Annotated in this window: 9 protein-coding genes; 2 read left to right on the forward strand and 7 right to left on the reverse strand. The window is 72.1% G+C overall.

The features are described from left to right. Positions 1–101: 101 nt before the first annotated feature. The 7 genes from ACGFYV_RS17400 to ACGFYV_RS17430 form a co-directional block, all read right to left on the reverse strand. Positions 102–1,970 carry a hypothetical protein gene (locus tag ACGFYV_RS17400; RefSeq protein WP_393879242.1) on the reverse strand — a complete coding sequence of 623 codons (1,869 nt, stop codon included), beginning with the start codon at positions 1,968–1,970 and terminating at the stop codon, positions 102–104. 311 nt (positions 1,971–2,281) lie between these two features. Further along, complete coding sequence (locus ACGFYV_RS17405; RefSeq protein WP_393879243.1) at positions 2,282–4,414, reverse strand: hypothetical protein; 2,133 nt, start codon at positions 4,412–4,414, stop codon at positions 2,282–2,284. A gap of 53 nt (positions 4,415–4,467) precedes the next feature. Further along, positions 4,468–5,508 (reverse strand): hypothetical protein, encoded by a 1,041-nt coding sequence (locus ACGFYV_RS17410; protein ID WP_393879244.1) that lies wholly within the window; start codon positions 5,506–5,508, stop codon positions 4,468–4,470. A gap of 321 nt (positions 5,509–5,829) precedes the next feature. Beyond that, positions 5,830–6,639 carry a xanthine dehydrogenase accessory protein XdhC gene (gene xdhC / locus ACGFYV_RS17415; protein ID WP_393879245.1) on the reverse strand — a complete coding sequence of 270 codons (810 nt, stop codon included), beginning with the start codon at positions 6,637–6,639 and terminating at the stop codon, positions 5,830–5,832. Position 6,640: 1 nt separating this feature from the next. After that, positions 6,641–9,103, reverse strand: coding sequence for a xanthine dehydrogenase molybdopterin binding subunit (gene xdhB, locus ACGFYV_RS17420; protein ID WP_393879246.1), 2,463 nt, complete (start codon positions 9,101–9,103; stop codon positions 6,641–6,643). Beyond that, the gene (locus ACGFYV_RS17425) at positions 9,100–10,563 is read right to left on the reverse strand and encodes a xanthine dehydrogenase small subunit (RefSeq protein WP_393879247.1); all 1,464 of its coding nucleotides are present in this window, start codon (positions 10,561–10,563) and stop codon (positions 9,100–9,102) included. The genes xdhB and ACGFYV_RS17425 overlap by 4 nt, the downstream gene beginning before the upstream one ends. A gap of 463 nt (positions 10,564–11,026) precedes the next feature. Further along, entirely contained in the window at positions 11,027–11,533 is a 507-nt protein-coding gene (locus ACGFYV_RS17430; RefSeq protein ID WP_393879248.1) for a hypothetical protein, read from the reverse strand. A gap of 93 nt (positions 11,534–11,626) precedes the next feature. On the opposite strand from ACGFYV_RS17430, the gene ACGFYV_RS17435 reads away from it, so the two are divergent. Both ACGFYV_RS17435 and ACGFYV_RS17440 read left to right on the forward strand, forming a co-directional pair. Continuing rightward, entirely contained in the window at positions 11,627–11,800 is a 174-nt protein-coding gene (locus ACGFYV_RS17435) for a hypothetical protein (RefSeq protein ID WP_393879249.1), read from the forward strand. Between the two features lie 314 nt (positions 11,801–12,114). Further along, positions 12,115–12,483: a hypothetical protein gene (locus ACGFYV_RS17440; protein ID WP_393879250.1), complete on the forward strand. Its 369-nt coding sequence runs from the start codon at positions 12,115–12,117 to the stop codon at positions 12,481–12,483. The last annotated feature ends 25 nt before the right edge of the window (positions 12,484–12,508 follow it).

Genomic DNA, 12,508 nt, shown 5'->3' on the forward strand with positions numbered 1-12,508 from the left:
TTCTCCTCGTCGGTGTTCTCGTCAGCGTGCGTGGGCTGGTCGGCTGCAAGGGGACGACCCGGTCACCGGGCCCCGGACGGGACCCGCCGGGACCGTCCTCGTCATTCCGGAAGGCCGGAAGGACCGGAAGGGCCGTCCGCTGTCGGACGGTTGGAGCCGGAGGGGGAGCCGGCTGTGGCCCCTTCGGCGGAGAACGTGGGCACCACGGGATCGGTGTGGGGCGCCAGGGCGGGCGGGGTGAAGGTGACCGCGACGGCTTGCGGACGCGTGGTGACGGGCGGCTCGCCGGGTCCGTTCCCGCCGTCCCACTCCTCCGGATCCCCGGGCGGCGGTGCGGGGGTGGCGGATACCGGGTCGGCTGATACGGGGTCGTCGGACGCGGGTTCGTCGGCTGCGGGGTGCCCGGTACAGGGGCTCGCCCCCGCGTCGTGCTCAGGGGTCCGGGCCCTGGAGCCGGCGTCGTCCGCCGTGCCAGATTCCGCCCTACCGGATTCCGCCGTGTCGAGCGAGGCCGCGCCGGAACTGCCGTCCGTGAGTCCGGTCAGCCACCCCGAGGGGGCCAACGCGACGCCGTGCCGGTCGGCGATCCGCCGCAACTCCTCCGCGGCCTCACCGGAGGACCCGTGGCCGTGCACCCGGACCAGGGTGCGGCCGCGCATGTCCTCGTCGAGCCCCGCGAGCAGGCGCTCCATCGGCTCGGTCAGGGAGGCGTCGAACGGGGCGTCCGCGAGCCCGATCTCCACGGCCATCACCTCGGGATCCACCGGACGGGTCGCGGTCTCGGCGGGCACGGTGGAGCCGGTGGGGCCGATCCACAACCCCGAACGCGTGACGACCACCTGCCATTTGCGGTCCAGCAGCATCGTGCCCGGCTCCAACGCCGCGCGCAGACCGTCGGCCGGCGGGCGCCACACACCGAGGCGCGGCGCCCGAGCCGGCCCGGACGCCGAGGGCACGCAGGTGACGGCATCGACGTAAGGGCGCCAGGCGGGATCGCCGAGCGCGTCCGTGACGAAGACCCGTGCCTCGGCACCGGCTTCCGTCGCTCCGCCGGAGACGTCCACCAACAGCGGTACCCCGGTGGACACTTGAAGAGGCGCGTCCAGCAGATCGGCGGTGTCCTGTGCCAGGGGCAGCAGATCGCTACCGTCGCCGGGCACCAGCCGCGCCGTCTCGCGTACCGGGGCCGGCAGGGCGGCCATCACCGCGGCGAGAGCGTCCGCCGGGACACGGACATCCCGGGAAGCGCCGACCAGCACCACCGGGCCGCCCGGGAGGGGCGGTAGGGCGTACCGCAGTGCGGCCGTGCTCAGCGACGGGGTTCCGGCGGGCAGCACCAGCAGCCCCGCGGGTATCTGCTCGACGGCGTAACCGTCGACGAGGGCCGGCTCGACGTGTTCCGCGGCAGCCTGCCACGGCGGAGCCGGATGGCGGGTGCCGATCCGGCGCGGGGGGTGGTCCGGCGAGAAGTGCCACCAGCCGCCGGTCCCGTCGGGCAGGTCGGGGGCGAAGAGGGTGCCGTCCGGCCCGATGAGGACCAGACCGCGAGGGGCCGCCACATCGATCCGCGCGGCGTCGCTGAGCAACTGCGCGGGAGCGGGACCGTCGGGCCTGTCCACCGCGCCGCCGGTCATCACCAGCCGCGCGGTGGTGACGCCCGCCTCGGCGGCCTCGCGCAGGAGCGGGACGAGCCGGTCGCGGAGCGCCGCGGCGTCCTCGAAACCGGCACCGACGACGATGCCCACCTCGCCCTGGAGGACGTGACCGCCCAACTGGGCGGCGGCCTCCCGCAACAGCTTCGGCGGGCGGCCCGCGCCATGCACGAGATGGATCGCGAACGGCCCCGGCGCCCCGGCCGAACCCGTCTCAACAGGAGCCGTCTCGATCGTGGTGACCTCGACAACCGCGGGACCGTTGCCGCCGCCGCGCTGCCGGGCGGACTCGCGGCGCCCCGAACGCCCGGCGCTCACCGGGCCTCACCCGTCAGGACCGGACGCGATCGACGGCGTACGCGAACCTTCCGCGGGGCACGGCCGGGCGAGCCCGCCGCCGCGTTGCCGGTCGGAGCCGGGGACGCGGGCCGCTGCACTACTGGGGCCTCCATCACTCGCGGAACGTAACGCAGTTCGGACACCCTTGCGGGTTGCCTTTTGGTCCGCTCCGGTGCGGTCGAAAGCGCATCAGGCGGTGCCCGAACCCGCCGCGAGCAGCAGGTGTTCACGGTCCAGGGCCGGCGACGGAGCCCGGCTCCGCCCGGGGGCCCGGTACGGAGTCGAGCCGTTCAGGAAGACGGCCGTGTACGAACGGGACGAGTTCCGCCGGCCAACGGCGCACCGCCGATCCGCGCCGCGGCCGCGAGTCGGTTCGCGGTGCCCAGGCCGGGCGGCGGGAAGAGGCGGCCCGGCGGACCGGACCGGCGAGGACCCGCGCTCTCGTCGCGCCGCCAGTCGGCGAGGGCCGGTTCCAGCCGACGCAGTGCCGCCCGGTCCGCGTCCGGGTCGGGCCGCCCGTCCGGCGCGTCCAGCTCGCGCAGAAAGACGACATCACGTTCCCCCGGCACCGCCCGCCGCACGCGCAGCACGGCGAACGACGTCCCGGGCGGGAAGAGCACCACATCCGGATCGCCCGCCTCCAGCACGGCCGTACGACGCCCTGTGACCGACCAGACGACGAAGTCCGTGTTTCCCGGCTGCCCGGGAGTTCCGGAGAAGGTGGTGGCACAACCCTGATGGGCCACCACCGTCGCGTGCTCCGTGTACCAGGACAGGCCGGCATCGGTGAGGGACGCCCGCAGAGCCACCGGTCCGGCGAAGACGGGGAGCCTGTTCAGCCCCGCTGGGAAGGGGAGGTCCCCGTCGGCGAGCATGTACAGCCGCAGCATGGCCAGTTCAGCGACGGCGTCGGCGAACTCGCCCGTGCCGAGGAGGGCCGGCTGCCGGCGCAGCAGTGCCGAGGCGAAGGCGACCGCTTCCTCGTGACGGTGACCGAACGCCGAGTGCTGCGCTGCCTGTTCCTGCGGTGCTCGTACCTGCGGTGCTTGTTCTTGCGGTGCTTGTTCCTGCGATGTTTCTCCCTTCCGTGCACCCGGCCCCTGTGCCGGTACGGAGGCCACCGGCGTCTCGACGGCCTGTACCGGCGGTCGCTCCGCGTGGCTCCACGGGCCGACCGCACGCACCTGAACCGGCACGCCACGCTCCGCCCGGACCCTTCGGGCGAGTGCCTCGGCGATCCGGCGGAATTCGTCGGCCGTGCGGGAGTCGCCGCTGCTGTACATCACCAGTTCGTGTCGTTCGTCCACCGGGGCGAACCGCGGGACCGTGACGGCCTGCTCCTGCGGACCACGCACCCACAGGCCGCTGAGCACCACCTCGATCACCGCGTCCGGCCCGTGCCGGTGGACGCCGGTGCGCAGCAACGGCAGGTCCTGCAACGGCCACTGATGATCAGTCACTACCGGACCCCTGTGCTCCCCGTGCTTTCTGTGTTCTTCGTGTTCTCCGGGCGCGAGCGGGGGGAACTGAACGGACTCCCGGGTCATCATCGGCCGTCCGAGGGCGCCGTCCGGGCCGACCGCCATGACGGTCGCGCCAGCCGTCGCCGGGGAACCGGGGGCGACGAGCAGCCCGTTGTACGTGTGCACCGTCATCCCGGCCTCCGCGGCCAACGCCGTACCGAACGGCATGTCCGCCGGCAGCGCGACGGGGCCGAAGCGGGTGAACCGCGCGGAGAGCCTGACGTGTTCGGGGAGCGACCGGCAGAACCGGGCGACATCGGCGAGCGGTACGGGGTCGGCACCGGGCTCGCCGACGACGACGGTGACCGCGTCGGGCCTGCTGCTCAGGCGGGTCGTCAAAAAGGCCCGGTGGCGTTCAGACTGGGGTGTTGTACGAGCCGGGCGCAGCCACAGCCCCGCAGGGACCGGCTCGGCCACCGTCCGCTCGGCCACCGCGAACGGCTTCGGGGGCAGGTCGTACTCCCACGCGGGGCGGGGGAAGCGGTGGCCCTCCAACGACGCGCCTCCGGCGGGGTCGTACCGGATCCAGCCCTGTCCACGGTCCGGGCCGACGAAGAGGGCACCTTCCGCGGTGGGCCGGGGCCGGCCGAGCGGGGCCACGACGATGCGGCCGGACCGGGTCGCCAGCCACTGCCCGGCCTGTGCGGTGCCGCCCGGAGGCGTGCGGCCGAACACCAGCCGCAGGCCCGTCCCACCGGCGGGCAGGACCTGCGCCAGATCGTGGAGGAAGCCGGGGGAGGCGTCACGCGGAACGTCGACGACGGCCAGGGTGTACTCGGGGTCGCGGGCCAGCCCCGCCGCGTACATCCAGGACCGCTGGTCGAGCGCTCCCGCGGGGTGGAGGAGCCAGGCGTCCCCGGCCCGCCGGGCGGCCATGCGCGCGCGGGGCCGGGCGTCCACCGGGGCATCGGATCCAGTGCCCTCAAGGTTCGCAGGGCCGCCCGGACCCTCGCTCAATGCCCGGTGCCCGTCTGCCAGAGCACGGTGTCGCCGAGCCGGATCCGTACGTTTCCGTCCGGCATGATCTCCAGGACCGCGCCCGGGTGGCCGTTGGTGTACGACGACCACTGGACGGTGCCCTGCGCGTCGTAGATCGCCATGCAGCCGTCGTCCTGGAAGACCGTCTGCAGGCCGGACCCGGAGGTGTGGGAGGCCCAGCGGGTGACCCCCCGCTCATCGGTGACCACGAGGTTCCCGTCCGATGTCATGGCCAACCGCGCCTTGCCCCACGTCACGGACTGGCCGGGAGTCAGCACGGCCGTGGCCTGGATCACGTACGGCGACTCCGCGGTGGTGGCGGTGGCGCTCGGCTTCTGGGGCATGGGGTGCGTCGGCCGGGGCGTGTGCGGTGCGGTGGAGCGGGCGTCGTGCCCCGTGGCGGCGGGAGCCGACGTCGTGCCGGGAGACGGGCTCGCGGACAGCGCGGACTCGCTGCCGTCGGGCGCGGGGCCGGCGGACGCCGAGGACGCGCCGTGGTGCGGGGATGGTGATGTGTCCGGTGCGGCAGCGCCGAGCGCGCCCGGGGCCGCGCCGGTGGCGTTCGCGTGGACCTCGGCGCGGCCGGCCGGGGTCGCGTCGGCCCGGTTGCCCGCGCCGTGCTGGGTGGCCAGGGCCACGGCCACGGCGATCGCGCCGATGCCGGTGACGGTGGCCGCGATCGCTGCCGGACGCCTCAGCCCCCGCCGCCGCGACTCGGCCGCGGCAGACACGTTGGCCGACGGCTGATCGCCGCCCTCCGCGGCGGTTGCGGGATGTTGCTGCCGCGCACTCGTGCCGGGATCCGCCGCCGGCCGGTCGAGCGGTGCGTGCGGTGCCGTGGAGGAGGCACCCACCGATCCGGACACGTCGTCCACCCACGGCAGTTCCTCGCCCCACAGCACGCTGTCACCGTCGGCGCGGGCGTGAGCCTTCGGACCCTTCGGATCGTTCGGACCGTCCCCGGTCCCGGGACGGGGCGCGGAGTCCCCAGGCTGCGGCACCTGACTGACATTCATGTTGTCCACTTCACATCACCATGTGCTCGGCCCGGCTCGTCAGGTCGTCCCGTCCCAGCACCAGAGACGGCAAGCCCCGTCCGGGAGAATCGCGCGCTAGCCGGCGCATGCGCAGGCTAGCGCGGCCGCGCGACGGGTTGGCCGGTCCGCGGGCGAGTGAGGACGAACAGGAACCACGGCGGTCTTTCGGTACACCCTCGCCGAGCCGAGCCGAGCCGAGCCGAGCCGAGCCGAGCCGAGCCGAGCCGAGCCGAGCCGAGCCGAGCCGAGTCGTATGTCCTGGCTGCGGCTCTATCCCGGAGTCCTGGCCGGCGCGAGCCGTCAGCTCTTCTCGGCTTCGAGGGTGCGCAGCAGATCGGCGGCGACGCTCAGGGCGATGGTCGCGGGGGCCTTCCCGGTGATGTCGGGCAGCCCGATCGGGGTCTTGATCCGGGCGATGGCCTCCTCGTCGTGACCGCCCTCGGTGGCGAGGCGTCCGCGGAACCGCGCCCACTTGGCCGCCGACCCGATCAGCCCGACGGAGCCGAGATGAGGGGTGCGCAAGGCGGCGTCGCACAGCGCGGCGTCCTCGGCGTGGTCATGGGTCATGATCAGGACGTGGGTGCCGTGCGGCAATTCCTCCAGCACCTCTTCGGGCAGCAGCGGCGTGTGATGCACATGCACCTGCGCCACCGCGTCCGCCAGTACGGCGAGTCGCTCCTTGGTGAGGATGTCGGACCGGGTGTCGATCAGATGGAGGTCGAGGTCCTGCCGAGCCAGGATGCGGGCCAGTTCGAGACCGACGTGCCCGACGCCGAACACCGCCACCGCGCCGACCACCGGCAGTGGTTCGAGCAGCACCGAGACCGTGCCACCGCAGCACTGCACGCCATGCCGGTTGGTCACCTTGTCGTTCAGGGCGAAATCGATCAGCTGCGGTTCGGGTTTGGACGCGGCGATCAGCTCCCGGGCATGGTCGATCGCGACGGCCTCGACGTTGCCGCCACCGATCGACCCCCATGTCTCGGTCCGCCCCACGACGAGCTTCGCACCGGCCTCGCGCGGGGCATGGCCGCGCACGGCCGCGACGGTCACCAGCACGCCGGACTCCCGGCGTGCCCGCAACCGTGCGACCGCGGCGATCCATGTCATGTCAGGCACCGTTCAGCGCTGTCGCGTCGGTACGGATCCCGCCGCGGTCGGCAAGGCCGTCGCCGACAGACCCGTCGTCGGCAAGCCCGTCGTCGGCAGGCCCGTCGCGGCTGGTACCGGTCCGGGAGGCATCGCCGCGGCGGGCCTCCTGGAGCGCCCAGTACACCGCCTCCGGCGTCGCGGGCGAGGCCAGATCCACGCTGACCCCGCTCGGCCCGAACGCGGCGGCGGCCTGCCGCAACGCCTCACGCACCGAGAACGCCAGCATCAGCGGAGGCTCACCCACCGCCTTGGAGCCGTAGACCGCACCCTCTTCGGTGGCGTTCTCCAGCAGGGTGACGTTGAACTCCTCGGGCATCTCCGAGAAGCTCGGCAGCTTGTAGGTGCTCGCCGACTGGGTCAGCAGCCGGCCCCGGCCCGGCCCGTCGCCGGTGTCCCAGCGCAGGTCCTCAAGTGTCAGCCAGCCCGCGCCCTGGACGAAACCGCCCTCGATCTGACCGATGTCGATCATCGGGGACAGGCTGTCGCCGACGTCGTGCACGATGTCCACCCGCCGGACGCGGTACGCGCCGGTGAAGCCGTCCACCTCCACCTCGGCCGCGGCGGCGCCGTGGGAGAAGTACTTGAACGGCGAGCCCCGGAACGCCGTCGCGTCCCAGTGCAGCCCCTCGGTCCGGTAGAAACCGGCCGCCGACAACTGAACCCGCTGGAAGTACGCGGTGCGCACCAGGTCGTCCCAGGCCAGCTCCTTGTCGCTGCCGAGGCTGCGCGCGACGCCCTCGACGATGCGCACATCCGAAGCGTGCGTACCGAGTTGGGTGCCGGCCACCCGCAACAGCCGCTCGCGCAACTGCTCGCAGGCGTTCTTCACGGCCGCACCGTTGAGGTCCGCCCCGGCACTGGCGGCGGTGGCCGAGGTGTTGGGCACCTTGTCGGTCCGCGTCGGGGCCAGCCGGATCCTGTCGAGCGGGACACTCAGCGTGGTCGCGGCGACCTGCAGCATCTTGGTGTGCAGGCCCTGGCCCATCTCGGTGCCGCCGTGGTTGATCAGGACCGAGCCGTCCTTGTAGATCAGCACGAGGGCGCCGGCCTGGTTGAAGGCGGTCAGGTTGAACGAGATCCCGAACTTGATGCCGGTGACCGCGAGCGCCCGCTTGGTGTGCGGATGCGCGGCGTTGAAGGCCGCGATCTCGCGCCGGCGATCGGCGATGCCGGCGGCGTCCTGAACCCGCTGCCAGGCGGCGGAAATCCGTTCGGGCTGGGTGAGCGGCTGCCCGTACGGCGTCGTCTGGCCCTGGCCCGGCCGGTAGAAGTTGCGCTCCCGCAGCTCCATGGGATCCAGGCCGAGCAGCGGCGCGCACCGGCCCATGATGTCCTCGATCACCAGCATGCCCTGCGGCCCGCCGAAGCCGCGGAAGGCGGTGTTGGAGACCGTGTGGGTCTTGGCGACGCGACCGGCGACCCGCGCGTTGGGAATCCAGTACGTGTTGTCGATGTGGCACAGCGCGCGGGCCAGTACCGGCTCGGACAGGTCGAGGCTCCAGCCGCCGTCCGCGGTCAGGGTGGCGTCGAGAGCCTGGATACGGCCGTCGGCGTCGAAGCCGATCCGCCAACTGGCGTGGAATCCATGGCGCTTGCCGGACATGGTCAGGTCCTGAGTCCGGTCGAGCCGCAACCGGACCGGCCGGCCGGTCAGCGTGGCGCCGAGCGCCGCGATCGCCGCGAACCCGTGCGGCTGCATCTCCTTGCCGCCGAACCCGCCCCCCATCCGCAGACACTGCACGGTCACCTGGTGGCTGGCGAGGCCGAGGACGTGCGCGACGATCTCCTGCGTCTCCGAGGGATGCTGCGTGCTGCTCTGGACGAACACCTGTTCGGCCTCGTCGATGTACGCCAGCGACGCGTGCGTCTCCAGATAGAAGTGTTCCTGACCGGAGAACTGGAACTCGCCGGTGAACACGTGCGCGGAGTCGGCGAAGCCGGCGTCGATGTCGCCGGTCACCATCACGGGCCGGGCGCCGTGATGACTGCCGGCCGCGATCGCCTCCCGCAGCGTGACCAGGGCGGGCTGCTCGTCGAGTTCCACCTCGACGGCCGCCGCCCCGAGCCGGGCCGCCTCCAGCGTCTCGCCGAGCACCCAGGCGACGGCGTGGCCGTGGAACATGACCTCGTCGGGGAAGAGCGGCTCGTCGTGCTTCATCCCGGCGTCGTTGACACCGGGCACGTCGGCGGCGGTCAGCACGCGGACCACGCCGGGCACGGCCAGCGCGGAGCCGGTGCGCAGCGCGGTGACCCTGCCGTGGGCCTTCATCACCTGGACCGGGTACGCGTGCAGCGCGTCCTTCGTACGATGGACCAGGTCGTCGGTGTAGAGCGCGGTACCGGTGACGTGCAGGGAGGCACTCTCGTGCGGCATCGGGACGCCGACGACGGGGTTTTCCGGACGTTCGGACAGATGACTCATGACGACACCGCCTCGGTGGTCCGCGCGTACAGCTTCAGCAGGCTCTGGCCGAGCATGGCGCGGCGGTAGTCGGCGCTGGCACGGTGGTCGCTCAGCGGCGTGCCCTCGGCCCGCAGCACCCGGGCCGCGGCCTCGACGGTCTGCGCCGTCCATGGCCTGCCCTCCACGGCCGCCTCGGTGGCGAGGGCGCGGATCGGGGTGGCGGCCACGCCGCCCAGGCCGATGCGCGCCTTGCGGACCGTCCCGTCCTCGATGTCGAGCGCGAAGGCGACCGCCACGCTGGAGATGTCGTCGAAGCGCCGCTTGGCGATCTTGTGGAAGGCCACGACCGGCGACAGCGGCAGCGGGATGCGCACCGCGCGGATCAGCTCGCCGGGCCTGCGTACGCTCTGCCGGTAGCCGGTGAAGTAGTCCGCCAGGGGGACCGCGCGCTCACCGTCGGGGTCGACGAGCACCAGCGACGCCTCCAGCGCGAGCAGCGCCGGCGGGCTGTCGCCGATGGGGGAGCCGGTCCCCAGGTTGCCGCCGAGGGTCGCGCTGTTGCGGATCAGCCGGGACGCGAACTGCGGGAACAGTTCGGCCAGCAGCGGGACATCGCCGTCGAGGCGGCCCTCGATCTCGGTGAGCGTCAGCGCCGCCCCGATCTCGATGGAGTCCGAGGCGACACGCAACTCCCGCAGTTCGGGGAGCCGGTCGACGGCGACCGCGCAATCCGCCCGCCGGGAACGGATGTTCACCTCGACGCCCCAGTCGGTGGAGCCGGCGATCACCACCGCGTCAGGCCGCTCGCGCAGCAACCGCAGCGTCTGCGCCAGGGTGCTCCTGCGAAGGAACTCCCTGTCGTCCTGGGCGTATTCGGTGGCGATCGGTGAGGGCGGGGCCTGCTCGCGACGCAGCGCCAGCGGGTCGTCGTCGGTGGGCATGCCGACGGCGAACGCGGCATCGCGAATGGGCCGGTAACCGGTGCAGCGGCACAGGTTTCCGCTCAGCGCGTGCAGATCGAAACCGTTCGGGCCGTGCTCGGCGCCGGGACCGCCGGACGGCTCCGTCCGCGCGCAGCGGTTCGGCCGGTAGTACTCGGCGGCCATGCTGCACACGAACCCCGGTGTGCAGTAACCGCATTGGGAGCCGCCACGGACCGCCATCTCCTCCTGCACCGGGTGCAAAGCGGGCGGCGTGCCGGGCTCGCCGGCGGTGGCGAGACCCTCGGAGGTGATGATCTCCTGCCCGTCGAGCGCCGCGACGGGCACCAGACAGGCGTTGACCGCCACCCAGTCCGTGGGCTTGTCCGTGCCGGGACGGGCCACCAGGACCGAACAGGCCCCGCATTCACCCTCGGCGCAGCCCTCCTTGGTGCCGGTGAGACCACGCTCACGCAGAAACTCCAGCGCGGTGGTGTGGGGCGCGGCCGGTGAGATCGGCGTCTTCGTCCCGTTGACGGTGATACGCGCCGCTACCATGACAGGCCTTCGTCACGGTGGGTGATCGGTGAATTCATCATGTTCGCCAATGTCGGGCAGCTTTCTGTATGCGGACGCGCCAGGTGGGAGATGCGGGGCGCGCACCGGCACGCGACGACGATGTGTCGGAGGGCGGTCACGGGAAACCCCGGATGTGCCGCTTGTGCCGCTTGTGTCGAATGTGCCACGGACGGGCACAGCGGAACGGCGTGCTCAGCAGCCGTGCGCGATGCGACCCGGAACCCAGATCGTGCGCTGGGCGAGGCGACCGAGATCGGAGAGGGTGTACATCCGCTGATCGCCTCCTTCTGGCAGTCATGGGCCGACGGTCACCGCAAGCCGGAGATCTCCCACGGCGCGGGTTGGCTCCGACGGCGCGGGTTTCGGCCCACCGTACCCGACCCGGCCGGCCGGCGACCCGGTTTCCCTTACGGGTGAGGGGAATTGCGCACCGGGCGATCCCTCAGTCGCCGGTGGTGTCCAGCGCTCCCGTCCGGCACTCGCGCACGACACGGATCGTCTCCTCCAGGTCACGCAGCAGGAGGTCGTCGAACCCGGGGAAGCGGCCACCGCGCACGGCCCTGCGCAGCTGGTGCAGTGCCACTGCCCACTCCGGAGGCGACTGAGGCATGCGCAGCCGTGCCGGACCGGTGCGCACCGTCGTGCGGGTCTGGGTCTCGGTACGCTCGATGACCTCGCGGACAGGCTCAGTGGTCCGCCCGCCCTTCTCGACGGGGAGTCCCGCAAGGCGCTGCACGGTACGCAATTCGCTGGCCCGACTGCGGTGCGAGTCCCGGCAGTACTGCCGCGGCCGCCCCACGCCGTTGTACTCGATCGGCACGCCACACCAGCGACACGTCGTCGATTTCAGGCGATCGCGCACGGCGCTCGTCTCACGCACGGCGAGAATCCTGCTTTTCAGTTCCTGGTGGTCTTCATCAGAGGTGCCAAGGGGATCGGAAATCGTCATGAGTCATCACGGTGTGCTCGGGGTTCGCCGCCCGTGAGGGCGGGGAACCGCTGATGGATCGGCCGGACAGGCCCACGAGCCTTTCAGCGGCCGGTGTCGAACGGCAAGGTCAACCCGGAAAAGAGTGTCCTGGCGGGCGACTCCCATGCCTCATCGAACAAATTCGGTCCCGATTTTGCCCAAAAGGCCGCCGGCTTGCGCGAGGGGACGCCGGCCGGCGGGCCGGCTCTTGCCATCATCCGGTTGACCTTGCCGTCATCCGGTTGACGGACCCTTGCCGTCGGCCGGCGCCCGAGGTGCCCGGCGGCGTCGGCGCAGGGGTTGTCGGTCAGGATGCCAGGCTCACCCGCGAGTCGGGTGCGGGGTCGAGCCGTTCGGGAAGACCAGCGCGTACGTACGGGCCGAGATCGACCAGGCAGCGGCTGAAAACGTCGAGCCGTCAAATTGGCGGGTTATGTTCGCTGGAGTTTCAGCGGCTTCGTGGCGGACCGGACCTCGGACGGGCTCCACACCGTGCCGCCCACCCGGTCGGGTGGAGTCCATGAGTGAGTCGGTTTTACCTCAGTCGAAGGAGCAGGGCCATGGGTGACAACGCGCTGTACGTCGACACCGACGCGGTCAAGGCCAATCTGCCGTACATGGAGAACCTGCTGAGCGCCGTCAGGCAAGTCGTCGAGATCCTGGAGCACGCGGACAGCCATTACCGCGAGTTCTTCGGCACCGAGCCGACCGGGCGCTCGATGCTCGCTCAGTACCTGGCAGCGGGCCCCTCCCTCGTCGATGGACTGGGCCAGTACGGCGAACTCCTCGACAATGTGAAGACTGGTATTCACACGACGGCCAAGGGGTTCGAGAAGGTCGAGGACGACACCACGGCCGCCGCGCAGAAGCTGCACGGCCGGACAGGCGGCGGCGACACGTCGCCGACCCACCCGGCCCCGCACAAGTGACCACACCGGGTCGTGTGATGAGCGA

This window comes from Streptomyces sp. NPDC048297 (assembly GCF_043201585.1).
GTDB lineage: Bacteria > Actinomycetota > Actinomycetes > Streptomycetales > Streptomycetaceae > Streptomyces.